The organism is Vibrio gigantis, from assembly GCF_024347515.1.
GTDB lineage: Bacteria > Pseudomonadota > Gammaproteobacteria > Enterobacterales > Vibrionaceae > Vibrio > Vibrio gigantis.
Genome location: NZ_AP025493.1, coordinates 1,577,628 through 1,602,578 on the forward strand (window position 1 = coordinate 1,577,628; position 24,951 = coordinate 1,602,578).

The window sequence follows — 24,951 nt, forward strand, 5'->3', positions numbered from 1 at the left end:
GTTATGTCTGAACTTCATCAAACGTTGCCGGTCTATGTGGTTGATGACGATGAATCAATGCGCGATTCATTGGTGTTCTTACTGGAAGAGCATGATTTCACGGTGTCAGCTTATCAAGATGGTCCGAGTTTTCTCGATGCCGTTGATTTAAGTGCGGCTGGGTGTGTGGTGCTAGATAGTAGAATGCCGGAGATGAGAGGCCAGCAAGTGCATGAACTGATGTTGAAAGCACAGAGCCCGCTTTCGGTTATCTATCTCACTGGTCATGGTGATGTACCTATGGCAGTAGAAGCGCTGCAGGCTGGCGCGGTAAATTTCTTCCAGAAGCCAGTCAAAGGCGGTGAGTTGGCTGAGGCGATTAAGCAAGGTTTAGCGGCCTCAGAAAAGCATTTGTACATGAATGTCTACCGCCAAGCATACGCGTCGTTAACTGAGCGCGAAATCGATATTCTTAAACAGATTATTGACGGCAAGCGCAATCAGAAAATTGCCGATGAGCTATGCATCGCAGTAAGAACGGTTGAAGTTCACCGAGCTAGTTTGATGAAGAAGTTTTCTGCAAAAACAGTTGCAGAGTTGGCTTATATTTATGGGCAGATTACCTAACCATAAATGCAAGAGATTGAGGGTGGGAAATCATTACCTTACCACTATTTTCTGATGAAAAGTGGTCTTCATGAGTAGCCAGTATTGAAGCAAGATCACACCATTTACGGAGTGCATAAGGATAGGTCTAAGTAGACTTTTTATCGCTATGTATTCCTGAGATACTGAACTAAGTTCATTTTAGGGCGGAACGTTTCAATAACGGCGCTTTTCCCTGTAATTCGACACATCCACTATAGGTTGATAACTTCTGACACCGAGGTTGATATCAGCCGAGTTAGGTTAAAATATTTTATGAGTACAATGGGAATCGCAATTGGTGCGACGGCTCTTTCGTTAATACTTGTCGCCGTGTGGCTGATCTCTTTATCGCTAAGAAAGCAGCGCTTGGAACAAGAACGTAAGGCTCGTGCTGTCGCTTACCGAAAAGCGATTGAAAAAGCGCGCATCCAAGAGCAAAAAGAGCGCCACTTCAAAGCCGAAACTGGGCATGCACCGTCGATTCTGTATTTGGCGAAAGAAGCTGAGCGTAACAATATTAAGGAAGCTCTGTATTGGTACGATAAAGCGGCGCAACTCGATAATATCAATGGAATGTACGGTATTGTACGCCTCAGTATGAAGCGTAAAGAAGACCTGATTTTAAGAGAAAAAGCCAACTTTTGGCAGCTCGCAATCTCTGCCCTAGATAATGACGTATCTGCAAAATTCGAGATGGGAAAAGCACTCGTCTTTGGTCGCGGAACTGATAAAAACATCCCTAAAGGTTACACCTATATCGAAGAGTCTGCGGCTGGTGGTAATACCGAAGCGATGCTGTTTATCGGTGATTGGTGTCTAGATAAAGACAATCCAGATTACTCTGCTGAGAGCTCTGTTGAGTGGTACCAAAAAGCCGCCGAAAAAAATAACCTAGACGGCAAGATCAAACTGGGTATGAGCTATTTGAACGGTGTGGGTGTTGAGCCTAACCATGGAGAAGCTGTTTACTGGTTTGAGACCGCTGCAGAAAAGAACAGTGCAGAAGCGATGTTTAGAGCGGGCGAAGCATGGATCGACCATGGTGAACACGGTAATGCCATCGCTTATATCTGGTTATTCCTCTCAGCCCATTTTGGTTACTCAGAAGCAAAGCATTTAAGGGATAAGGTCGGCGGTGAGCTTGGTGTGGATGCCGTCGTGGGCTTGCAGTCTCTGACTAAGCCGATAATGACTAAGCTGACACAAGAAGCAATCACTAAGCACTCAATCATTAAAGCGCTCAATAAGCTCTACAAACGCAATGTACCTGTTCCTAAGAGAGTGAAAGAAGCGCTCGATGAAGAAGGCAACGAGTTGAATGTAGACACGAGCCGCATAGAGACCCAAGTGCCTAGTGAGCAAGAGACTAACGTTGATTATAGCCAACAGGTGAATACCGAGCAGGTACCAACAGATAAACAAGCTAGTCAGAATAGTGGTTCTCTAGACTTTAGTCAGTCTGCGGTTGACTCTAGCTGGAACAGAAACCAGTAAGTGGTGTTCATTGGTTGTGTACGGTTAACAGATAGTTTTAGCTCTAATCGAGAAACTCAAGACAACAAAAAAGGGAAGCTAGTGCTTCCCTTTTTATTTGCGTGCTATCTGCTTCTAGAGCTAAGAGCTAAGAGCTAAAGCCTAATACCTAAAAGCTTATGACGCTTTGTTTTGCTCAGCTTTACATACAGCAGCAGTGAACACTACGTCAGTTGAGCTGTTAAGCGCTGTTTCAGCAGAATCTTGAATCACACCGATAATGAAACCAACCGCTACAACCTGCATCGCTACATCGTTAGAAATACCAAATAGGCCACATGCTAGTGGGATAAGCAGTAGTGAACCGCCAGCAACACCCGATGCGCCACATGCCGATACTGCAGCAACAAGGCTTAGTAGAATCGCTGTGAAGATATCAATCTCAATACCCATTGTGTGTACAGCTGCAAGTGTCAACACAGTGATAGTGATTGCAGCACCCGCCATGTTGATTGTTGCGCCTAGTGGGATAGATACAGAGTAAGTATCTTCGTCTAGGTTTAGCTTCTTACAAAGGTTCATGTTCACTGGGATGTTTGCAGCACTTGAACGAGTGAAGAATGCCGTTACACCAGATTCACGAATACATTGCAGTACAAGTGGGTATGGATTCTGTTTTGTCTTTACAAAGACAAGCAGTGGGTTAACCACAAGTGCAATGATCAACATTGAGCTTAGTAGAACCGCTAGAAGTTGACCGTAGCTTGCTAGTGCATCGAAGCCTGTTGTTGCGAATGTTGTCGAAACCAGACCGAAGATACCGAATGGCGCAAGACGAATAATGAAGCGAACAATGTGTGAAACACTGTGGCTAAGGTCTTCAAAAACTGCTTTTGTTGTTGCAGATGCGTGGTGCAGTGCAAGACCAAGGCCGATTGCCCAAGCAAGAATACCGATGTAGTTCGCGTTCATTAGCGCGCTAACTGGATTATCTACAAGTTTGAATAATAGGGTATGAAGAACTTCCGCAATACCTTGAGGTGGGTTAGCACCTTCAGCGCCAGCAACCAATGTCAAAGTGGTCGGGAACATGAAGCTCAGTACTACAGCGGTCAGTGCAGCAGAGAACGTACCAATCAGGTAAAGCACAATGATTGGACGCATGTGGGTATGCTGACCTTTCTTTTGGTTTGCGATAGAAGCTGCAACAAGAATGAATACTAAAATTGGGGCAACAGCTTTCAGAGCACCAACAAACAGACTACCTAAAAGGCCTGCGTCTTGAGCTGCTGAAGGAGAAACCATGGCGAGAACGACACCGAAAACAATACCAGCAAGGATCTGTAGAACGAGATTTCCACGAGCGATGCGGGCGAGCATGTTGTGATTTTGCATAAAATACCTGCAATTGTTAATTTATTATAGTGATGTATCTTTTTATAAAGTTGTACCAAATCCGACTATACACTAGTGGAATGGGCGGTCATATTAGCGGGATCTAAGAGGGTGTCTAGGAATAGTTTACTTTTAGGGTGATTGTTTGCGCTACGTGGTGTTTTTAGAGCTAAATGTTAAATAAATGTATTCTTAATGAGCTATAAATCTGCAATGTGGCATTTGGTTGACTCATTATAGTGAAAACATCGAAATGTAAATCACTACTAATAAGAACATTGTGTGCATAAATAATCACACTACGACCAAGTTGAAACAAAAAGCCCCACGTCTTTAACAAGGTGGGGCTTAGTTGTTTAAATAAAGCTTATTGTGATTACCTCAAGGGTTTAGTCAGAAGCTTTTTTAATGTTGCGGCTTTCTGATTGCACGGTTTTGTACATCTTGGAAAGCTGTTTGCTGTTCGCGCGTTGCTCTGCCAATGAGGCGCCATTTCTGGCTTGCTCTCTCAATAACTTTTGATAGTTAGTAAATCGTCTTTCAGACAAATCCCCACCCTCAATGGCTTTGCGTATCTTACACCCCGGCTCTGATTCATGATGACAATCAGAGAATCGGCAATGCATGGCTAACTCTTCGACATCAGAAAAGGTTTCACTCACGCCTTCAGCGCAGTCTGCAAGTTGTAGCTCTCGCATTCCTGGAGTATCGAGCAGTAAACCACCCGATGTTAGCAAGTGGAGCGAGCGTGATGTCGTTGTGTGTCGGCCTTTACTGTCGTCTTCACGAATACCACCGGTTGCTTGCTGAGTTTCACCGAGCAATGAATTGACGAGCGTAGATTTTCCGACGCCAGACGAACCCATCAAAGCAACAGTTTTGCCCGTTTTACACCAAGGTGACAAGACTTGAGTTGAGTCTTGGTCTAGGCTGTTGACCGCTTCGATCATTAGCATCGAATCTAAGCTTTGCACTTGTTGTACTTTGTCTTCGTAGTCGTCACATAAGTCTTTCTTGGTGAGTACGATAACCGCTTCAACCTGTGCTTCATTGGCGAGCGCTAGGTAGCGTTCGATACGGCTTAGATTAAAGTCATTGTTTAACGAAACCACGATAAAAACCGTGTCGATGTTGGCTAAGATATATTGTTCAGCAACACGACTGCCTGCAGCCTTACGGCTGAAGAGCGATTGACGTTCGAGCAAGCGGTCGAATTGCAGCTCAGAGTTCAATATTACCCAGTCGCCAACCGTCATTGCGGGTTGGTTGTGATGAATGGGTAGAGTGATTTCGCCTTTTTCAGACGCCAATGTGTAGCCACTGCGATGGTGCGCGGTGATACGGGCGATCACTGAATGGTCGTAATCTTCAAGTGTCAGTTGTTGTTGGAATACAGGTTGCCATCCAAGTTGTTGAAGTGACATTGGATGAGAAAATGCGTTTTGTGAATTCATGTTTATTTACCCAGACGTGCGAGCTTTCTTTTCTTGTGAGAGTAAAGTCTTATCAGTGCATTAAAGTCTTATGAGAGCATTAACATCTTGTGAGATCTCAGGTTATTGACGAGATCAAAAAGTGTTTATGAGACCAAAACGCGTTGATGAGATAAAAGCATCGAGACGTCAAAAATGTTTTGAGCTTGGGTCGAATTCAAATAGATAGGACCCCGGATTTAGTCATGCGCTGTTGGGCATGGAGGTATTGATCACTTACAGATCAATAGTAAACCGGGTAAAAGTGTGCGGTAGCCAGTCGATGGCTTAATGTTGGTCGTTCGAGATTAAAGTTTGCTTAACCAAACAAATTAACGCGTTACTTTTACTGCCAGTTTTAGTGTTTTCATTACAATCATCTTCTCTTCTCCTTGGTTATTAATGTGGTCATGCTGTGAATAAAAAGCGAGCTCAGTTTAACAAAAAGCCACGATGGCGAGAAGTCATCGTGGCTTAATTTATTTCATTGATTGTGAATCCGATTAGTGATGATCGTGATTCATCTTTTTCATGCCGCTCATTACTTTCTTAACCGGTGCATCAAAGGTTTGCGTTTCACCGTTAGCGAAAGTCAGAGTCATCTCGATCTGCTCACCTTCTTTTAGACCATCTTTTAGGTCGAACAACATTATGTGCAGGCTGCCAGGCTTAAGTACCGCTTCACCATTCGCAGGGATTGTAATTTGTTGAACTTGACGCATCTTCATTACGTCGCCATCAACGATAACATCATGAAGCTCTACCTTGCCTGCTGCGGGTGTAGTCGCAGAAACAATAGCGCGATCTTTGTCACTGTGGTTCATCAACGTTGTAAATACTGCGCTGTTCACTGCTGAAGGCGGTGTTGCACGAGCGTACGCGTCGTGAACCATAATGTCGCTATTCGCGTGAGCAAAGGGAGTGAGCAATAAGCCTGCTAGAGCAAGTGCTTTTAACTTCATGTTGTTGTCCTTAATTTTTATGTTTTGGTCTGGGACCTGACTTTTATTGTTCGAACTTTATTTATTAAGTTCTTTGTTTTTACGTTTTACTGCGTCAGCTTGTTGATAGCTTCAACAATTGGCGCTGGCGTTAACGTATGCGGCACTTTAGTAATCAAGGTACCGTCGGGCTTTAAAAAATAGAAATATGAGCTGTGGTCAAGGGTGTATTCCAGCTCAGAACCTTCAAGCTTGGTCTTTCTGAAAATAACACCGTAGTTATGTGCAAGCGTTGTTGTCACATCTAACGGGCCACTTAACCCTTCCATCATTGGGTGGAAGTATTGCGCATATTCGTACGACGCTTCTGCTGCATCACGCTCAGGGTCGAGAGAGACAAACATCGGGCGAATCTTGGCTTTTGATTCATCAGAAACCTGGTTAAGTGCTCCTGCTAACATCGCTAGAGAGGTAGGGCAGACATCTGGGCAGCGTGTGAAACCGAAGTAAACGATACGAATTCTGTCGTCGGTTTGGTCAAAGATTTCCGTTGGCTGGTTATCTTTACCAAAAAGGGTTGTTGCAGAGAATTCTTGCTTTGCAGCATGTTGCTCTTGAGCTTCGTTTTGTCCATCAAGGTAACTTTTGACACCAAAGCCAAGTACAAACGCTACCACTAATGCTAACGACCAATTCTTACTCATCTTGCCATCCTTATTGCAGGGTTTACGGTTTCAACACCATCGGTGAGTTTGCCAAGCCAAGTCATTTTATCCATGGTACACACAGGTAAAATCACATCACCTTCGTAGGTATTGTTACCAATATTCTTTAATTGAAAACGTGCCGATCCCATTTCCATTTCTAAGCCTGTGAGTGACAGCATTAATGTTTCAGATGCTGCGCCTTCCCAAACGACTTTGATTTTGGTCGGCACAAGAGGCTGTGCCGTCTCATGTTCAAGCGTCATCGCAACGGCATTTTGCTCACACGATTCTGTTGAAAGCATGCAGTAATCATCTAAATTAACGTCAGCGGGAGTTTGCTCTATCGCTGATTTAAAATGCTGAATTGCTTGTGGCCCATAAAAGCCTGCCACGAGAGCGATTCCAAGAGCTGCAACCTTTAATGCTGGGTGCATGTCGTGTTCTCATCTAATTTTATAAGAGCGGCGATGTTATCATACCCCTCAATACGTGCTTGTATCAAAAAGCAATTTTGTGCGTATGGTAGATATAAAAAAGCGAAGCCATAAGCTTCGCTTTGATTCAATTCACAAGGTGCATCGCTACCTAAGCTCGGCACCCTACATGCTAACTTAAGCATGATTGTTAGGGATTAGTCAGCATTGCGCTCAGCAAACTTTTCTAAACCCAGCACTAGTGCAATAGCCACCAACATCATGATCACCGATAAAGTGAGCTGAGAAGGTTGAGAGGTTACCGCTTCGAAATTGAACGGAGATAGGTTCTCTTGAATAAGTGGTACTTGCTCACCTTTCGAGTTGATGCGCCAGCTAATGGTCTCTTTCCAAGGCCAGATCTTAGGTAGCGTACCGATCATCAAACCCGTTAAGAACACCAATGTGAAATCGCGGAATGAGCGTAGCAGCCAAGAGAGTACGTGTGAGAAAGTCAGTAGACCAATCACACAGCCGCCAAGGAATAGAGCAAGTACATCGATTTGAAATGATTTAACGGCGCCAAGCACTGGGCCATACATACCAATTAGAAGCAGAATAAAGCTGCCTGAAATTCCCGGTAGAATCATCGCGCAGATCGCAATCGCACCCGCAATCAAGACGTTGATGCTGGTTGGCTCCATTTGCAATGGCTTAAGCACAGTAATGCTATAAGCGAAGGCAACACCAAGCAGTAAAAAGACGAATCGAATCATATCTCGCTTTTCTACTTGCTTAAGAATATGGAAAACCGACACCAAGATCAGACCAAAGAAGAAAGACCACAGTGGAACAGGGTGCGTGACCAATAACCAAGAAATCAGTTTTGCGAATGTTGCAATACTGGTGAACACGCCCGCGAACAGTGAAATCAGGAAGAAACCGTTGATGTGGTTAAACGCAGCTTTGAAGCCTTCACGTTTCCATAAGCCAAGTACGCTAGGGTTAATTCTGCGAATGCTTTCTAGCAGCGTATCGTAGATACCAGTGATGAATGCGATGGTTCCGCCCGACACGCCTGGGACAACGTCGGCTGCGCCCATTGCCATGCCTTTGAAAAAAGTACTTAAGTAGTTCATTGCTTCATAGAGTTGAGGGTAATTTTGTGCAGTATACAAACTTTAGTGTAAAAAAAGTATGAATATGCTACTGGGTCGATGCTTTTATTACCTCTTTAATTGTAAGGCAATAAGTTGAAGTGAACTTTGGCCTAATATTTAAAATACAACCACTTAGTGATTTGTCATTAAGAGTATCGATGAAACTGGTCTCTTATCGATATTGCATCTTGGTTGCATTATGCAAATGCACTTTGCAATTCGCATGTGGAAATCATGGTTTTTATGCGATGTAGGGCTTATAAAACGCTGAATTAAAGTTGGCACGTTAACTGCATTAAATAAATTGACCCTTCTTAAGCCGAGGGTCACCTAGCCAACTGACGTTGTTAGTGAACCTATGATTTGTTCACAAATATATAGAGCCAATCGCGATTATTGCGGTTGGCTATTTTTTTGCCTGTCATCTGGTGATCTTGTTTCTTTCCCCAGCTTCTTTAGGCGCTAAACTGCAGACGAAAAAAAAGCTAGCCACCATAGGTGACTAGCTTATGCTTTACTCGAATCCGTTTAGTATCCCATCAACTGCAATAAGTTCTCTGCTGTACTTATCGCTTCTTTACGGTTCGCAATGTTGAGCTTTTGGTAAAGGTTGCGAATGTGAGTTTTGATCGTAGTACCTGCGACATCGAGCTCTTGAGCGATCTGCTCATTACTGAATCCAGAATAGATCAGACCAAGTACTTGCCATTCACGCTGCGTAAGTGGGCTCGTGCGCACCAGCTCAGGAATGTTCGGGTGATTAACCAAGTTCTCAACAAAGTCTTCGTCGAAGTGAACGGAACGGCTACGTTGAGTCGTTGAGATATCTTTCATGATCTGTTGAGCGCGATGGCGCTCTAAATCACCCAAGCCCGGCTTGCTACTCAACTTATCTAAGATATGCCCGATAGTGCCACCGTCTACCAAGAAGTTACCAACCATACCGGTTTGGTTAGTCATGTGTAGGGCTTCTTCAAGTAGTACGCGCGCACTGTCTTCATCATTGATTTGGGTGCGTAACACAGCCTCGACGATCAAGTTTCTATTAGTATCGGTAATCAGATGCGAACGCTGAGCTTCACTCTTTAAGAACGCTAATGCTTCTTCTGCGTCTTCATACTGCTCTAGGATGATGTGGGCACGCACGATGTTACGCCATTGAAGTTGGCAGAAGTGGTTGCTCGCGGATTCAGGGCGTACAGCAACGCTCAACCAGTCGTGGATTGCGTCTTTATCGCCTTTCACTTGCCAGAATAAGATCAGAGAAAGTGACGCATTCGCTGTCCAATCCACGTGGTAAGTTGATTGGCGCAATAAGTGCTGAATCTGGTCAATAAACTTCGACGCTTTATCAATTTCGCCACGGCTCAGTGAAATACGAGCCAGCATCGAGTAGCTGTGTAGGTGCTTACTTGGTGAATGGTGACCAAGAATATCTAAGCCTTTGTAGCAACACTCTTCTGCTTCATCTAAACGGTTCCAACACCAGAAGATCTGAGCTCGCACGCGTAACAAGAACTCATGTAGTGGAACGTATTGAAGTTGATGCTCTTCAATCAACTTGAAGGCGCTGTCTTGCAATTCAAATGCAGCTTGAACGTAACCTTGAGCAATCAGAATTTCGCTTTGTTGCAGAATCGCCCACAGTGCCTGATGATAAACTTGATACTGACGTGCCAGCTTTTCTGTTTGTTGCATCATCGGTAGCGCACGGCTTAGGTTACCCATTACGTGATTTACTTCACCTACAACCGATGTCGCTACGATTCGACTACGATAAACGGTCGTGTTCAGCTGGCTCAGTGAAAGCTCTGCCAGTTCTAATGCTTTTTCAGGTTCATTACTGTTAATGGCAACTTGTGCGCGTAGTGCGTTGTATTGGCCTTGCTGCTGAGTATCGAGTTCAATATTTCGAGCTTGATATTGAGTTTCAGCCTCTTCCAATAAAGTACCTACTTGGTCATAGCGGTGCTGGCTCTGTGCAAGCCACGCACGCAACATGGAAAGTTTAGGCTCACTGTAAAGTTGATCGGTAGTGAGCTGCTTAATCGCCATCTCTAGTGACGAAAGCTCACCTTGGTTGAACATCGGCCACCCGTGCTCAGTAAGGATTTGAATGATCAGTTCTGCATCTTCAGCGCGTTGTGCGTGTCGCAGAGCTTGGTGTGGTGTGTTCTGTTTTATCCAAGCCTTTGCTGCACTGCGATGCAATTCCGCTTCCTGTTGAGGAATTCGAGCTTGACGCTCGTGGGCAAGAAATTCGCCGAATAGATTGTGGAATCGGTACCAGTTCTTCTCACCTTCAAGAGGGTAAATGAACAGACCAAATCGGTTGAGAGACTCAATCATACCGAGCGCATCTTCACGCTGAGTTAGCGCGCACACCAATTCATCGTTAAAGTGATCCAGTACAGAGCACTGCATCAGGAACTGGCGGGTTTCTTTGTCTAGCAGGTCGAATACCTCTTCAACCAAGTAGTCCCAAAGATGGGCGTGGTTAAAGTGAGAAAACGACTCTGCGGACTGTGCAAGGGTGCGTTTTTGGTGCTGTGCTTGCAGCGCGATAAGTTGCAGAGCAGAAGGCCAACCCTCTACATAGCTGCAAATACTGTCTGCGGTGGTGTCATCAATACCGTCGGCAACACGTTGGTTGAAAAAGCGTGTCGTCTCTTCGGTATCAAATGCTAGCGAGTCATTGCCTAATTCGATCATCAAGTCACGAACACGCAGGTTTGCTGTACCAAGTGGTGGTGTCCCACGGCTAGTCACAACAAGCGTTAGATTGTCGGGCATGTGTTTGAGGAAGAAGCGCATTGCTTCGTGGATGTCGTCATTGTTGACCAAGTGATAATCATCCAACACCAGAAAACACTCGTGATGGAATTCCGACATCTCGGCAAATACTTCACTCAATAAAGAATGCAGCGATGAAAACTGTCGCTTTTCTGCCAGCTTTTGGGCATTCGGACAGGCATTTTGAGTCGCTTTATTAAGTGATTGAAGTAGGTAGTTGATAAATCGGAAGGCATCGTTGTCACTATCATCAATGCTGTACCAACCCACATTGGGTTTATCTACCAACCATTGTGCAGCCATGGTGGTTTTGCCGTAGCCAGCTGGGGAGCGGAACAATACAAGTTTATAGCAATCTGCATTCTGAAGCAGATCGAGAACCCTAGGTCTTAGGATTGCATTATGTAAGCGGCCGGGACGAGTCAGTTTCGATGGGATCCACATGTCGAAGTTTTACACCTATTCCGTGGCTATGGTCTTGAATATTTCAAGCACTCATTGAGTGCAGTCCAATGACACTAGCCTAATTACTTAAGTCTTTACTCATATTACGTGAAGCAAAACGACACCGACTATGATCCTCCGCAGAAACCTTGCACTCCTGCATGTTTTTAGGCTTCTACGCCCTTTATTTGAGACTTTGCTCACGTTGTGGGTTGGTTTTTGAATGTGACTTAGTTCGTTTCTACACGGAGATTCATGCAAAAGATGAGAGTAGGAAAAAAATTTCGTGATCTCAAACTCAGATTTGGCAATGAGTTCAGTTTGGTTAAATAAAAGTCACATCAATTGAAGTTAAGTTATCGAACGGGAGCTTGTGATCTTAGTCACTCCAAGTTTTTGTTCGAAGTCAGAACATGAGAGTCAGATCACTAACCCTATGTCGGTACGCCCCCTACGCCCTCCCATCTACTCCTAGTCAGTTGCGTTAGCGGGAGGATGTTTAGTTTATGGTGACCATGCACGATATGTCACAGATGAATTAGAACTATTAAAAGCGAGATTTCTGAAATGAAACCAACTCAGCAAAAAACTTTCGATAAAGTGTCGTTCCAAGAAAGCGTTAAGAAGCATTTATCTGCAACCTACGCAACAACGATTGAAAACGCGGATAGCCGCGCATGGTACCTAGCAATGGGTCGCGCATTAGCAGAACTCACAACATTCGACCTGCTAGAAACTGAAAACGATGAAAAAATCAAAAACGCGAAGAGTGTTAACTACCTTTCGCTAGAATTCTTGATTGGCCGTCTGACAGGTAACAACCTAATCAGCATGGGCCTGTATGAGCAAATCACGCATGCAATGGAAGAGCTAGGTCAAAACCTAACAGACCTTTTAGAAGAAGAACGCGACCCATCACTAGGTAATGGTGGTCTTGGTCGTCTAGCTGCTTGTTTCATGGATTCTTGTGCCGCTCAAGAATACCCAACAGTAGGCTACGGTCTTCACTACGAGTACGGTCTATTCAAACAGTCTTTCCAAGACGGTCGTCAACAAGAAGCACCTGACGCGTGGCGCGGTGTTGAAGGTTACCCATGGGAAGTAGCTCGTCCAGAACTAGCACAACACATTGGTTTTTACGGTCATGTAGAAGTTGAATTCATCGACGGTAAAGAAGTACGTACTTGGGTTCCAGGTATGGAAGTAAAAGCAATGCCTTGGGATCTACCTATCGTAGGTTACGAGTCAAACACGGTTTACCCGCTGCGTCTTTGGGAATGTCAGGCAATTGCACCATTCTCACTAGCAAGCTTTAACAACGGTGATTACTTCGAAGCGCAACACTCGCTAATCGATGCAGGTAACATCACGAAAGTTCTTTACCCGAACGACAACCACGAGAAAGGTAAGACTCTGCGTCTAATGCAGCAGTACTTCCACTCAGCAGCCTCGGTTCGCGATATTCTACGTCGTCACGAAGCAGCAGGTTTCTCTCTAGAAGATCTTCCTAAGCAAGAAACAATTCAGCTAAACGATACGCACCCAACTATTGCGATTCCTGAGCTAATGCGCATCTTGATTGACGAGAAAGGTCTATCTTGGGACCAAGCATGGGAAATCAGTGCTCATACGTTCGCATACACGAACCACACACTACTTCCTGAAGCGCTAGAGACTTGGTCTGAATCACTGATCAACCGTCTTCTTCCACGTCACATGGAAATCATTTTTGAAATCAACCACCGTTTCATGCAAGAAGTTCGCAAGATGTGGCCTGGTGACGGTGAGAAGCAAGCGAAGCTTTCTATCATCCAAGAAGGTTTCCACCGTATGGTTCGCATGGCAAACCTATGTGTTATTGGCTCTTACAAAGTAAACGGTGTAGCTGCGCTTCACTCACAACTGGTTAAGAAAGACTTGTTCCCTGAGTTCAACGAAATCTTCCCAGGTAAACTGACTAACGTAACGAACGGCATCACGCCACGTCGTTGGTTGAAGTTCTGTAACCCAGGTCTATCTGCGCTAATCACAGATAAGATCGGTTCAGAATGGCCTGCAAAACTTGAGCAACTTGAAGGCATTGCTAAGTTTGCAACAGACGCGAAATTCCAAAAAGAATTCATGGCGGTTAAGAAAGAAAACAAACAGCGCCTTGCTGATTGGGTTCAAGAGAACATGGGTATCGAGCTAGACACTAACGCTATCTTCGACGTGCAAATCAAGCGTCTACACGAGTACAAGCGTCAGCACCTAGACCTGCTACACATTCTATCTCTGTACCACCGTATTCTTAATGAACCGGGTTTTGAGTGTGAGCCACGCGTATGTTTCTTCGCAGCGAAAGCAGCACCGGGTTACCACCTAGCGAAAGAGATCATCTTCGCAGTTAACAAGATTGCAGAGAAGATCAACAACGATCCTCGCATCGGCAACAAGCTTAAAGTGGTATTCATCCCTGACTACCGTGTAAGTATGGCTGAAATCATCATCCCTGCAGCAGACGTTTCTCAGCAAATCTCACTGGCTGGTAAAGAAGCATCTGGTACGGGCAACATGAAGATGGCTCTAAACGGCGCTCTAACTATCGGTACGATGGATGGCGCGAACGTTGAGATTCGTGAAGAAGTCGGCGATGAGAACATCTACATCTTTGGTCTAGAAGTTGATGGCGTACAAGCACTGAAAGCTCAGGGCTACAACCCATATGACTACTACAATGCAGACCCACTACTGAAAGCATCCCTAGACCTATTGACTGGCGATGAGTTCACTCCAGGTCAACCAGGTCTTCTACGTGCGACGTTTGATAGCCTGCTAGACGGTGGTGATCCATACCTATGTCTTGCTGACTTCGCATCTTACGTGAAAGCGCACGAAGACATGGGCACGCAATACAAAGACCAAGCAGGTTGGGCTAAGAAAGCGATTCTTAATACAGCATTGGTTGGTAAGTTCACATCAGACCGCTCTATTCGCGACTACGTGAACAACATCTGGAAACTAGAAGCGGTTAACCGTTAATAGTTCCCAAGTAGCCAAGGCAGCCTCTGCCTTGGCTCAATTAGCTTGTGAGCAAACAGATGGCTTATTCTGATAGCAATGCTTACAAACTGATTGTCACAAGCTAATTGATTAGTAAAAAATTAAATAAACAACCCTACAAAAATTGAAAGCGTCAGAACGTTTTCGGAGAGAGCGATGAAAGAACAGACCGTATTAAAACAAGTCGCAGAAATGGCAAACATTGCCGACAGTTACGTTAGTGCGTGGGGCGATGAAGCACAGGTATCAGACGAAACTATTACGTCTCTATTGGCTTCATTGGGCTACGATACAAGCAGCGATGATGCACTATTAAAGTCAGCAGAAAGAAAACACAAAAAAGATGTACTAGACCCAGTTCTTGTCTTGCGTGATGGTGAGCCAGTAGAAGTGGCGCTGAATTTAGGTGTTAGTGCTCGTGAAAGCGAGTTCAGCTGGCGCTTAGAAACCGAGCAAGGAGAGGTACTCGAAGGCTATCTTCAATCTCAAGTCGTTCGTGATGAGCGTGCCGAGGGTGGCCCTTTAGTGTTTGCATTGCCAAGTGATTTGGCATGGGGTTATCACAAGTTAATTGTGAGCCGTAAGCGCCGTAAGAAGCCTTATGAGATGACACTGATCATTACGCCAAAAGCATGTTTCAAGCAGTCTCCAATTGAGCAAGGCAAAAAGCTTTGGGGACCAAGTGTTCAGCTTTATACACTAAGAACTCAGCACAACTGGGGTATTGGTGACTTCGGCGACCTAAAACAGTTGGTTGCTGATATCGCGTCTCGCGGCGGTGACTTCGTTGGTCTAAACCCGATTCACTCATTGTTCCCTGCAAACCCTGAAGGTGCGAGCCCATACAGCCCGTCTTCACGTCGCTGGTTGAACATCTTATATATTGATGTGAGCTCAGTACCTGAATTCGCATTAAGTGCAGAAGCGCAACAAACCGTAGGCAGCGCAGAGTTCCAACAACGCCTACAGAAAGCGCGTGATGCACACTGGGTGAACTACACCGAAGTGTCTGAGTTGAAGATGACCATCTTGCCTCTGCTATTCGCAGAGTTTAAGACTCGTCACCTAGACAAGAACAGCGATCGTGCACAAGCCTTCCTAGCGTTTGTGGAAGAGGGCGGCGACAGCCTGATGCATCAAGCGACGTTCGATGCACTGCACGGTGAACTGCATGCTGAAGATTCAAGCATGTGGGGATGGCCGGTATTCCCTGAGAAGTACCGTACATTCGACAGCCCGGCGACACAGAAATACATCAAAGAAAACCTAGAGCAAGTGCATCTTTACATGTACCTGCAATGGTTGGCAGATTGCCAAATCAATGATGCTCAATCGCTTGCTGAAGAGAAAGGCATGGCGGTTGGTCTGTATCGAGATCTAGCGGTAGGTGTTGCAGATTCAGGCAGCGAGACTTGGGCTGATGAAGGCAACCTAGTAATGGATGCGAGCATCGGTGCTCCACCTGATATCCTTGGTCCTCTAGGCCAAAACTGGGGCTTACCACCACTGAACCCTGAAGTGCTTCTAGAAACAAGCTACGATGCTTATATCAAGTTGCTTCGTGCGAACATGAAACACTGTGGTGCACTGCGTATTGACCACGTGTTAGGTCTACTGCGTTTGTGGTGGATTCCAAAAGGCGAAAACGCAACCAAAGGCGCATACATCTACTACCCAGTACAAGATATGCTGTCGATTTTGGCACTTGAATCTCACCGTTACCAATGTAGCGTTATCGGGGAAGATTTAGGCACAGTACCAGATGAGATCGTAGACATCTTGGCTGATGCTGGCGTTCATTCTTACAAAGTCTTCTTCTTCGAAACATCAGAAGAAGACGGCGGTTTCATTTCACCGAAACATTACGCATCTCAATCGATGGCGGCACTGTGTACTCACGACATGCCAACGCTTCGTGGTTTCTGGCACTGTGATGACTTAAAAATGGGCCAAGAGATTGGTTTATACCCAGATGCAGCGCAGTTGGAAACCTTGTTCGATGACCGTCTAGAATGCAAACAAGGCATCTTAGACTCAGTGGCATGGCATGGTTTCCTACCAGAGGGTGTTGGCCGTGATGCGAGCCAAGTGCCGATGGACTCTTACCTTGCAGAGGCACTTCAACTGCACGTTGCAGCGGGTGGTTCAACATTGCTAAGTGTTCAATTGGAAGATTGGCTTGAGATGGATCAGCCAGTAAACATTCCTGGCACGGTAGATGAGTACCCTAACTGGCGTCGTAAACTATCAATGAACTTAGACGAAATCTTTGCTCATGAAGGCGTCAATCGTATCGCTTCTAAGTTGACAGATGTTCGAGAAAAAGCAGGTGAGTAATGACGTTGAGTGACTTGAAATCAGGTGGTTTTTTGCTTACGCCGTACGAAACTACAACCTCGGTCACTCAATAATGAATGCTCATCTGGTAGAATAAACCGTCGTTATATTGCCCGCACTAATAGCGGGCATTTTTGTATTATGTTTTTTGGATGTTTGGTTAGGGAGAAACGTTTTGGAACTAAGTTCGATTTCAAAGCAAAAACAAATATATACCCAACTATCACAGGCTTGCTTCACAGACCCATTTGCGTTTTTAGGTCCATACCTACCTTCTGATCAAGGTGCATTACGTGTATGGATTCCTGGAGCAGATAAAGTCGAGTTGATTGTTGGAAAGGAACCTCGTATAGAGTTAGCGCGAGAGGGTGAAAGTGGTTTCATTCTTGAGCAAGAGAGAGACTTACGTTTCACTCACTATAAGCTTGCTGTTGATTGGGCTGGCGTAGAGCAGATCATCGATGATCCTTACCAGTACCATGATTTGTATGCGAGTTATGAAGATCTTCACACACCTAAAGATATGTACCATCACATGGGGGCTCAGTTTATTACGCTAGAGCGTGATGGACAGACGATTTCAGGTACTCGTTTCTTGGTGTATGCACCGCACGCAACAGCGGCAAGCTTGGTAGGTAACTTCAACTCTTGGGATGGTCGTCGCCACCCAATGCAGCGTCTAGACTACGGTATGTGGGGCCTATTTATTCCTGAACTGGAAGAGGGTGCTCAATACAAGTTTGAATTAAAAGGACCTGATGGCGAAGGCTTACCGCATAAAGCTGACCCATGGGGTTTCTACTCCGAGCAATACCCATCATTTTCTTCTGTGACTTACGATCACGCTCGTTACGAGTGGCAAGATGCTAAGTGGCAGAATCGCCCAGTAACGCAGAAGCGGAAAGAAGCGCTTTCGTTTTATGAGCTGCATGCGGGCTCTTGGAAGCGTAACGCTGAAGGTGAATTCCTAAATTACCGTGAACTAGCTGCAGAGTTGATTCCATACCTAACGGATCTTGGCTACACACACGTCGAATTGATGCCTGTTTCAGAGCACCCATTCTATGGATCTTGGGGTTATCAGCCTGTTGGTCTTTTCGCACCAACCAGCCGTTTCGGTTCACCAGATGACTTCAAATATTTCGTAGATCAATGTCACCAAGCTGGCCTAGGCGTTGTGCTTGACTGGGTTCCAGCGCACTTCCCAAGTGATGACCACGGTTTAGCTAATTTCGATGGTACGCCGTTGTTCCACGATCCAGATCCACGTCGTGGTTGGCATCAAGACTGGAACTCGTACATCTATGACTTAGGTCGTGAACATGTGCGCCGTTTCTTGGTGGCAAACGCGCTGTACTGGTTCGAACAATTCCATATTGATGGTATCCGCGTAGATGCAGTTGCTTCGATGTTGTATCTCGATTACTCGCGCAGCCACGATCAATGGATTCCAAATGTTGATGGCGGCAATGAGAATTACGACGCAATCGCGACATTGAAATGGATGAACGAAGAGGTGTACAAACACTTCCCGAATGCGATGACCATTGCGGAAGAATCGACGGCTTTCCCTGGTGTTTCAGCTCCGACATTTATGGGCGGCTTAGGTTTCGGCTTTAAGTGGAACATGGGGTGGATGCACGATAGCCTGTCTTACATCCAAGAAGATCCAATCAACCGTAAATATCATCACGATACGATTACTTTCCCGCTGGTTTACGCACACAGCGAAAACTACGTATTGTCACTGTCTCACGATGAGGTGGTTTATGGTAAAGGTTCTATCCATAACAAGATGCCGGGCGATGAGTGGCAGCAAACGGCTAACCTACGCGCATACATGGGTTACATGTACGCACAACCGGGTAAGAAACTTAACTTTATGGGGGCTGAATTTGGTCAAACGGCTGAATGGAACCATGACGACCAACTGCAATGGTTCTTATTAGACTATGAACGCCACCAAGGTGTCCAAAATCTAACGAAAGATCTGAACCATCTTTACCGTAATGAAGCCGCGATGCACGATCTTGACTTCGACCCCAAAGGGTTTGAATGGCGTCTTCAGGATTCAGCAGAAGCGAGCATCCTAGCTCACGAGCGTATCAGCGAATCTGGTGAGCGTGTGCTGGTAGTATCGAACTTTACGCCAGTACCACACGAGCACTTTCGCCTAGGTGTTCCGGCGCAAGGTAAGTACAGCCTATTACTTAATACGGATGATGCTAAATACAACGGCAGTGGTTATGACGTGAAAGAGGTTGTCGAAGTCGAAGCTGTTCAGAGTGAAGGACTGGATACTTCGATTGAGCTACGCCTACCGCCATTGTCGACTATTTTTTACAAGTTGAACCCGTAATGTAATCTGGCACAATGCGAGCGTAGATAGTACAAAAAAAGGGAACCTTATGGTTCCCTTTTTCTACTTCAGAACATCTCGTTTAGTGCTGCTTGAAGTTTGTAAGGTAGAGCATAGAGCGGCCTACCACGGTCTCAATAATCCTAATGGAGTCAGTTCCAAAGCTCTCAAGCATTTTATCTCGAAACTCACCATCAGAGCTGATATTGAACTCTTCAGGATTTTTCACTTGTGAAGCATGAAAGAACATCAATTTGATCACATATCGGAACTGTTCATCATCGAGAGCGTTTTGCCATGATTGCAGAAACATTTCCTCTGATGAGAAGTCAAGATTCTCTAAGATGATCGATAACATGTGCCGATGTAACACAGATCGGATAGCACGAGTCGATGGATAATAGCCCTGAAGCGTCGTTAAACTAATGCCAATTTCTTGAGCAATCCTTGCATAAGTTAGTGCCTCATGTCCTTCAGCCAGAAAAAGGTTTAGTACGATGTTATCGTAGCTTTTTTGATTTTCTAATTTCTGTACTTGAGTAATTCGAGCCATTACAAATCTCTATTGAGTGTAACATTCTGTAAATAAGCATATTAAGAGTTTCTGAAAGAAACCTCAAACCTTGAGACAAATAAATGGTCAATTTATCGTTAAAAAACGATAACGGCGACTGTTTGCTTGAATTTTGAACAGATCTGAGGCTGATAAAAAACACCGCCCTAATGAGCGGTGTGTTTTTTAAAGTTGTTGTTTGTATTTTCTAATTGCGATAGCTAGAGCGGATACCAAAATAGCTGCGGCTCCAGAACGCGTTTCGCGATAGCTAACACAACGATAAAAATGATGATGCTCAAACAAACAAAGTCGATACGTTTCAAAGGTGCATAGCTATACCAAGTACGCGCTTTGTGTCGGCCAAAGCCTCGCAGTGTCATTGCGTTTGAGATCTCGTCTGCACGGTCCAAGCTAGAGAAAATGAGTGGACCTAGAACCTTAGCAACGTTTTTGATGCGCGTAATAAGTGGTGCTTTCTTCGATAGTTCTACGCCACGAGCTTGCTGAGCGTGCATGATATTAATGAAGTCTTTTTTTACTTCAGGTAAATAACGTAATGTTAGGCTAACAGCATAGGCAATCTTGTATGGGACACCGATACGGTTGAGGCTCGCTGCAAACTCAGTTGGATGCGTTGTGAATACAAATATTAGCGCTATCGGGAACATACTCATGTACTTAAGCGTCACGGTCACTAAGTAAAACAGTGTCTCTTGACTCAATGAGTAATCGCCAGGAAGTGTCAATAATAACGTTTCACTGCCGATGAGTTCAGGACCTTGTTGTGGAGCCAGTAAATACATAAATAAGGCATTTAGGCTTAGAACACTTGCAGTACCAATCAATAGCGGCTTGTAAACACGTACAGGAACTTGAGTCAGCTTTAATAGATATAAGCCAGTCAGGATCAAAACAACGATGAGTCTAAGATCGAACGTTGTAAGGACAACGGTTACCCAAGCCAAAAACAGCGCAAACTTGGTGATGCCATTGAGAGCGTGCAGCGGTGACTTTGTATCAATGTAGTTGATGCCGAATTTTACTTTTGATGCATTCATAGCGAACTTCTCTCGTAGTCGATGAAGTACTGCATAAATGCATTGGTGTTGTCAATTTTCATCATAGTCGCGAGTTCATAAATGCTGGTGGTACAAAGGTTTGCGCGCTCTAGCAGCGATGGTTGGCTGAACACCTCAGTCATGTCTGCGTTAGCAATCAGCTTGCTGTCAGCAATTACAATTGAGCGTGTGGTGTACTCTAGAACCAGGTGCATGTCGTGTGAAATGATCACGACCGTGATACCTAACTCGCGGTTAAGCTTTTGGATAAACGCCAGCATTGAGGTGTAGTTACGGTAATCTTGACCTGCTGTTGGCTCATCTAAGATAAGAAGCTCTGGTTCCAATACCAGGATAGAAGCAATTGTTACGCGTTTTTTCTGACCGTAGCTCAGTGCTTCGATTGGCCAGTGGCGGAACTTGCTCAGCCCACACAGCTCAAGAACATGCTCTACTTTTTCTGTGATAAGTTCTTCTGCAATATTTCGGTTACGAAGGCCAAAAGCGATCTCGTCAAAAATCATATGATGGGAGATCATATGATTTGGGTTTTGCATTACGACACCGACTTTCTGACTTCTTTCAAAGATAGAAAGTTCAGATAGGTCTTCACCATTCAGGTATGAAGAGCCTGAGTCAGCATCTAAAACGCCCATGATGAGCTTGGTGATGGTGGATTTGCCCGAACCGTTTTTGCCCAGAATCGAAACAAACTCACCTTTGCCAATCTTGAAGCTTACATCTTCGAGTGCGTTCTTCTCGCCGTCGTAAGAATAAGTGAGTCCATGCACTTCGAGTAAGGGTATGTATTGCTTCTCTGCTATCGGAGCTGGACGTTCAGCAAACCAAGCTTGAACCGCAGGGCGAAACCTTTTGTAATCTAAAGCTTTGAGGTTGGATAGCTTGTCTTCGCTTGTTAGAGGTGCTTTGGCTGCTTTAAGTGCTGATAGGTAAAGTGGTTCACGAATACCGTGTGCCTCAAGCAGTTCAGAAGCCAATATTTCATCGGGTGTCATGTCTGCAACGATTTCACCGCGTTCCATTAAGATCACGCGGTCGATATCGCGATGTAGAACATCCTCTAAGCGATGCTCGATGATCACGATAGTCTTATTGGTTTCTTTATGCAGTTGGTCGATGATCTCAATCGTTGCCTTGCCTGTCTTAGGGTCAAGGCTTGCTAAAGGCTCATCAAACAGCAAAATATCAACGTCATCAACTAAGATACCCGCCAACGATACGCGTTGTTTTTGACCACCAGAAAGGTCGTGTGGAGAACGATCAAGCATACCCGCTAGGTCGACCATTTTTGCTGTCGACTTAACTAATGGGTACATGTCAATGTTCGACATCAACTGGTTTTCTAATGCGAAGGCGATGTCTTCACCGATACTCAACCCCACAAACTGGCTGTCAGTATCTTGCAATACCGTGCCGACTTGCTCGGTATAATCGTGCATTGAAAACTTAGAGATGTTCTTGCCGTTGATCTCTAAAGAACCGGAGACCTCACCTTTAATCGCGTGAGGGATTAGACCGTTAAGACATTGACCTAGGGTAGATTTACCACTGCCACTAGGTCCAATAATGACGATTTTCTCTCCTTTCTCTATCCTTAGATTGATATTTTTTAGCGTCGGTTTATCCAGCGACTCATATCTAAAAGAGAAGTTCGAAAATGCTATAGTCATCAGCGCTTATGCCTCAGTCAGGTTGCGGCTTTGTTTATTGCGTTTCGCGACTGATTTTAGGATCAGGAAGCCCACAACAGCGATCAGAATAGTGTTACCTGCTGCGATGATTGACAGTTGAGTGAAGACTTTAGTAAACGGTTCTGCGTATAGGATGGTATCTAGGAATGCAGAGCAGCCGTAACCCACGACGTTACCAGCAAGGGCAAGTACGACAAATAGCGCAAAATCTTTCATTGGCAGTTCGCCTTGTTGAAGACGGTTTTTAGTCATCATAGGGAATAGACCAATAACCATGCCTACGATACCTGAGCCTAATACCCAAGTTAGCCACACGCCCCAACCTGCGAATAAGTCTGTTACCCAGTGGCCAATGAAGCCAACTAAGAAACCAACAATTGGGCCGAACAAAACAGAAAACAGTGCTAGGACTGCCATTGCTGGTTTCAATGTCGTGTTCGCAAACACTGGGACACCAAACATAGGTAAACCACCAATGCCGTACAGTGCCGCGCCAATGGCAATAACGACGACTGTTTTAGCTGAAAAGTTCATAGATAACCTCGAATACTGAAAGATAAAGCACAATAAAGAACGAATATTCGCCATTATTAATATGCGTCTCAATGAGAACGTTTTTTGGGCAAATATAAAAAATAAGGCGCGCATTATACAGTAGAACCCTTCCATAAGGGAAGGTAAGTGTCTAGATGTCTAAAATTCCATCTGAACACTTAAATATCGTGTGGAATGCGCAATTTTACGGTTAATCAAGCAACAAAAAAGCCAGAACGGGTCTGGCTTTTTCATTCGTCTTAACAATATGTTAAGCGGGTTCTCGCATATCTACGACCGTTTAGTGGTCTAGGTATAGATAGTTTTGCCAGCTTTTCATGCGAATAAGTACTTTACGCATGATAGACACGTGAGTGAAGCTATCAGAGTAAACGGCAACTTCTACCGCTGTACCCATAGGTAAGTGGAAGTCAGACAGATCATCAGTAATGGTCAGTTTAACAAACACACGACCGCTAGTACGCAGTGCCTCAGTGCCCAGTAGCGCACCTCTGGCTTGGAACTGACTTTCACCAATGGCTGGGATCACCTCTTCGATGCGCCCTTTAAATACCTTTCCTGGTAATGCTCTGAACAGAAACTCAGCTTCGTAACCAGGCTGTAGGCGTTGTAAGGAGTTCTGTCTAAACGCGGCGGTATAGAACTGTTCTTCAGTGTGAACAAATGTCATTACGGGAGCCAAAGGAAGTGGTACTGCCATTACACCTGGGCGTAATGCTAGTTGTGTAACGTACCCATCCGTAGGTGCCCGAACCACAGTCTGCTCTAATTTAAACTGAGCTTTACGCAATTCGGCTAATAGGCTTAACACTGCTGTGTTCTCGCCGCCTATCTCTGAGTCCAAGGCGATTTTTGCTTTTTCTAGGCTAGCATCTGCAACTTTTACCGCGGCTTCTGATGCTTTATAAGCTTGTCTGCGAGTGTCTAATTGTTGTTCGGTAAAGGCACCACTATCATAACCGCGCTTGTAACGAGAGAATTCACGTTGAGCTTTGTCTCTTTCAGCAATGGCTTTGATTCTCGCTGCTTCTGCTTCAGCAACATCAGATTCCATTCCTAGCGCACCTTGGCTCGCTTCTTTCACTTTAGCTTCTAATCTCGCGACTTCAGCTTCAAATGGAATAGGATCTATCTTGAAAAGGATATCGCCCTTTTTAAGAGGTTTATTCGCTTCTACCGGTACTTCAATCACTTTACCTCGAACTCCTGAAACGACAGGGGTTGTTGAATAAACTTGGTTACCAATCTGAGTGAAAGGGTGGTTGTAATTCATCAGTAGGATTAAAGTACCGATGATGATTACCCCACCAAGAACGGCGGTGGGTACAGTCCACTTGTTTAGTGGGATATTAAACACCTTGAAAATGGTGATGCAAAGTGCCGCATAGGTCATTATCAGCAGTAAATCCATTACTTAGCCTCCTGATCTTGAGCGTTATTCTGATCGTTACTTTGTTCCGCTTTAACGGAATCAACTTGTTTTAGTTGTGCGATTTCTTCCTGAAGCGCGCTCACTTGATCGATTAACGAATCAACACGGTGGTGAATATCGTGTTGTTCTTCTTCTAGTTTGGCAAAGCCCCAGCCGCGATCTTTGCGCCATAGCGTCGCCCAAATCCAAAGAAACGGCCAGATAGTGTGTAGAGTGAAAAGGCTAACCCAGCCTGAGACATGAATAGCATCTTGATGAGGGTGGTTGCGTTCTTTCGCAATTTCGTAGGGAATATCGTGAATAACGATGATGCCGTAAAAGATGACTAATGCTACGAAAATCAGTAGACCGAGCGCAAAGTAGTCTAAAAACATAACAGATCCTTGTAATGTTAGATATTAGTTATAAATATACTACGCTATCATCCAAGTAATTGTTATAAAAATGATTTACTGAGTTGAAAATAATGTGTTGT

Annotated in this window: 18 protein-coding genes; 5 read left to right on the forward strand and 13 right to left on the reverse strand. The window is 44.8% G+C overall.

The annotated features are described in order from the left end of the window. Positions 1-3 precede the first annotated feature (3 nt). Together OCV56_RS23080 and OCV56_RS23085 are read left to right on the forward strand one after the other, a co-directional pair. Complete coding sequence (locus OCV56_RS23080; RefSeq protein WP_086714849.1) at positions 4-606, forward strand: response regulator transcription factor; 603 nt, start codon at positions 4-6, stop codon at positions 604-606. Between the two features lie 303 nt (positions 607-909). Continuing rightward, positions 910-2,121 carry a tetratricopeptide repeat protein gene (locus OCV56_RS23085; RefSeq protein ID WP_086714850.1) on the forward strand — a complete coding sequence of 404 codons (1,212 nt, stop codon included), beginning with the start codon at positions 910-912 and terminating at the stop codon, positions 2,119-2,121. A gap of 156 nt (positions 2,122-2,277) precedes the next feature. Here OCV56_RS23085 and sstT read toward each other — a convergent pair whose 3' ends face one another. The 7 genes from sstT to malT all read right to left on the reverse strand — a co-directional run bounded on the left by sstT (position 2,278) and on the right by malT (position 11,425). After that, positions 2,278-3,495: a serine/threonine transporter SstT gene (gene sstT, locus OCV56_RS23090; protein ID WP_086714851.1), complete on the reverse strand. Its 1,218-nt coding sequence runs from the start codon at positions 3,493-3,495 to the stop codon at positions 2,278-2,280. 389 nt (positions 3,496-3,884) lie between these two features. After that, positions 3,885-4,949, reverse strand: coding sequence for a ribosome small subunit-dependent GTPase A (gene rsgA / locus OCV56_RS23095; protein WP_086714852.1), 1,065 nt, complete (start codon positions 4,947-4,949; stop codon positions 3,885-3,887). A 521-nt stretch (positions 4,950-5,470) separates the two neighbouring features. Continuing rightward, entirely contained in the window at positions 5,471-5,929 is a 459-nt protein-coding gene (locus OCV56_RS23100; protein ID WP_086714853.1) for a copper chaperone PCu(A)C, read from the reverse strand. Positions 5,930-6,015: 86 nt separating this feature from the next. Continuing rightward, entirely contained in the window at positions 6,016-6,612 is a 597-nt protein-coding gene (locus OCV56_RS23105; RefSeq protein WP_086714854.1) for an SCO family protein, read from the reverse strand. Continuing rightward, positions 6,609-7,049 carry a hypothetical protein gene (locus OCV56_RS23110; protein ID WP_086714855.1) on the reverse strand — a complete coding sequence of 147 codons (441 nt, stop codon included), beginning with the start codon at positions 7,047-7,049 and terminating at the stop codon, positions 6,609-6,611. The genes OCV56_RS23105 and OCV56_RS23110 overlap by 4 nt, the downstream gene beginning before the upstream one ends. A gap of 197 nt (positions 7,050-7,246) precedes the next feature. Then, positions 7,247-8,167 carry a DUF368 domain-containing protein gene (locus OCV56_RS23115; protein ID WP_017630202.1) on the reverse strand — a complete coding sequence of 307 codons (921 nt, stop codon included), beginning with the start codon at positions 8,165-8,167 and terminating at the stop codon, positions 7,247-7,249. A gap of 549 nt (positions 8,168-8,716) precedes the next feature. After that, positions 8,717-11,425 carry an HTH-type transcriptional regulator MalT gene (gene malT, locus OCV56_RS23120; protein ID WP_086714856.1) on the reverse strand — a complete coding sequence of 903 codons (2,709 nt, stop codon included), beginning with the start codon at positions 11,423-11,425 and terminating at the stop codon, positions 8,717-8,719. 567 nt (positions 11,426-11,992) lie between these two features. Between malT and OCV56_RS23125 the strand changes: the two genes are divergently transcribed. The 3 genes from OCV56_RS23125 (at position 11,993) to glgB (ending at position 19,163) form a co-directional block, all read left to right on the forward strand. Next, positions 11,993-14,446, forward strand: coding sequence for a glycogen/starch/alpha-glucan phosphorylase (locus tag OCV56_RS23125; protein ID WP_086714857.1), 2,454 nt, complete (start codon positions 11,993-11,995; stop codon positions 14,444-14,446). Between the two features lie 177 nt (positions 14,447-14,623). Continuing rightward, positions 14,624-16,804, forward strand: coding sequence for a 4-alpha-glucanotransferase (gene malQ, locus OCV56_RS23130; RefSeq protein WP_086714858.1), 2,181 nt, complete (start codon positions 14,624-14,626; stop codon positions 16,802-16,804). Positions 16,805-16,979: 175 nt separating this feature from the next. Then, positions 16,980-19,163, forward strand: a complete 2,184-nt coding sequence (glgB, locus tag OCV56_RS23135; protein WP_086714859.1) for a 1,4-alpha-glucan branching protein GlgB — start codon at positions 16,980-16,982, stop codon at positions 19,161-19,163. Positions 19,164-19,245: 82 nt separating this feature from the next. On the opposite strand, the gene OCV56_RS23140 is transcribed toward glgB, so the two are convergent. The 6 genes from OCV56_RS23140 to OCV56_RS23165 all read right to left on the reverse strand — a co-directional run bounded on the left by OCV56_RS23140 (position 19,246) and on the right by OCV56_RS23165 (position 24,850). Continuing rightward, positions 19,246-19,716 carry a hypothetical protein gene (locus tag OCV56_RS23140; RefSeq protein WP_086714860.1) on the reverse strand — a complete coding sequence of 157 codons (471 nt, stop codon included), beginning with the start codon at positions 19,714-19,716 and terminating at the stop codon, positions 19,246-19,248. Between the two features lie 221 nt (positions 19,717-19,937). Beyond that, positions 19,938-20,777 carry an energy-coupling factor transporter transmembrane component T family protein gene (locus tag OCV56_RS23145; protein WP_086714861.1) on the reverse strand — a complete coding sequence of 280 codons (840 nt, stop codon included), beginning with the start codon at positions 20,775-20,777 and terminating at the stop codon, positions 19,938-19,940. Then, positions 20,774-22,468, reverse strand: a complete 1,695-nt coding sequence (locus OCV56_RS23150; protein WP_086714862.1) for an ABC transporter ATP-binding protein — start codon at positions 22,466-22,468, stop codon at positions 20,774-20,776. The genes OCV56_RS23145 and OCV56_RS23150 overlap by 4 nt, the downstream gene beginning before the upstream one ends. Positions 22,469-22,474: 6 nt before the next feature. Then, the gene (locus OCV56_RS23155) at positions 22,475-23,023 is read right to left on the reverse strand and encodes an ECF-type riboflavin transporter substrate-binding protein (RefSeq protein WP_086714863.1); all 549 of its coding nucleotides are present in this window, start codon (positions 23,021-23,023) and stop codon (positions 22,475-22,477) included. Between the two features lie 301 nt (positions 23,024-23,324). Beyond that, positions 23,325-24,455 (reverse strand): HlyD family secretion protein, encoded by a 1,131-nt coding sequence (locus OCV56_RS23160; protein WP_086714864.1) that lies wholly within the window; start codon positions 24,453-24,455, stop codon positions 23,325-23,327. Beyond that, the gene (locus OCV56_RS23165) at positions 24,455-24,850 is read right to left on the reverse strand and encodes a DUF3302 domain-containing protein (protein ID WP_086714865.1); all 396 of its coding nucleotides are present in this window, start codon (positions 24,848-24,850) and stop codon (positions 24,455-24,457) included. The genes OCV56_RS23160 and OCV56_RS23165 overlap by 1 nt, the downstream gene beginning before the upstream one ends. Positions 24,851-24,951 lie beyond the last annotated feature (101 nt).

Excerpts from the sequence above, each read along its gene's own strand:
- OCV56_RS23160 (WP_086714864.1), bottom strand. The coding sequence starts at position 24,455 with ATGGATTTACTGCTGATAATGACCTATGCGGCACTTTGCATCACCATT.
- OCV56_RS23115 (WP_017630202.1), bottom strand. The coding sequence starts at position 8,167 with ATGAACTACTTAAGTACTTTTTTCAAAGGCATGGCAATGGGCGCAGCC.
- OCV56_RS23105 (WP_086714854.1), bottom strand. The coding sequence starts at position 6,612 with ATGAGTAAGAATTGGTCGTTAGCATTAGTGGTAGCGTTTGTACTTGGC.
- OCV56_RS23140 (WP_086714860.1), bottom strand. The coding sequence starts at position 19,716 with ATGGCTCGAATTACTCAAGTACAGAAATTAGAAAATCAAAAAAGCTAC.
- malQ (WP_086714858.1), top strand. The coding sequence starts at position 14,624 with ATGAAAGAACAGACCGTATTAAAACAAGTCGCAGAAATGGCAAACATT.
- sstT (WP_086714851.1), bottom strand. The coding sequence starts at position 3,495 with ATGCAAAATCACAACATGCTCGCCCGCATCGCTCGTGGAAATCTCGTT.
- OCV56_RS23155 (WP_086714863.1), bottom strand. The coding sequence starts at position 23,023 with ATGAACTTTTCAGCTAAAACAGTCGTCGTTATTGCCATTGGCGCGGCA.
- OCV56_RS23150 (WP_086714862.1), bottom strand. The coding sequence starts at position 22,468 with ATGACTATAGCATTTTCGAACTTCTCTTTTAGATATGAGTCGCTGGAT.
- rsgA (WP_086714852.1), bottom strand. The coding sequence starts at position 4,949 with ATGAATTCACAAAACGCATTTTCTCATCCAATGTCACTTCAACAACTT.
- OCV56_RS23085 (WP_086714850.1), top strand. The coding sequence starts at position 910 with ATGGGAATCGCAATTGGTGCGACGGCTCTTTCGTTAATACTTGTCGCC.
- OCV56_RS23165 (WP_086714865.1), bottom strand. The coding sequence starts at position 24,850 with ATGTTTTTAGACTACTTTGCGCTCGGTCTACTGATTTTCGTAGCATTA.
- OCV56_RS23125 (WP_086714857.1), top strand. The coding sequence starts at position 11,993 with ATGAAACCAACTCAGCAAAAAACTTTCGATAAAGTGTCGTTCCAAGAA.
- OCV56_RS23080 (WP_086714849.1), top strand. The coding sequence starts at position 4 with ATGTCTGAACTTCATCAAACGTTGCCGGTCTATGTGGTTGATGACGAT.
- OCV56_RS23110 (WP_086714855.1), bottom strand. The coding sequence starts at position 7,049 with ATGCACCCAGCATTAAAGGTTGCAGCTCTTGGAATCGCTCTCGTGGCA.
- OCV56_RS23100 (WP_086714853.1), bottom strand. The coding sequence starts at position 5,929 with ATGAAGTTAAAAGCACTTGCTCTAGCAGGCTTATTGCTCACTCCCTTT.
- malT (WP_086714856.1), bottom strand. The coding sequence starts at position 11,425 with ATGTGGATCCCATCGAAACTGACTCGTCCCGGCCGCTTACATAATGCA.
- OCV56_RS23145 (WP_086714861.1), bottom strand. The coding sequence starts at position 20,777 with ATGAATGCATCAAAAGTAAAATTCGGCATCAACTACATTGATACAAAG.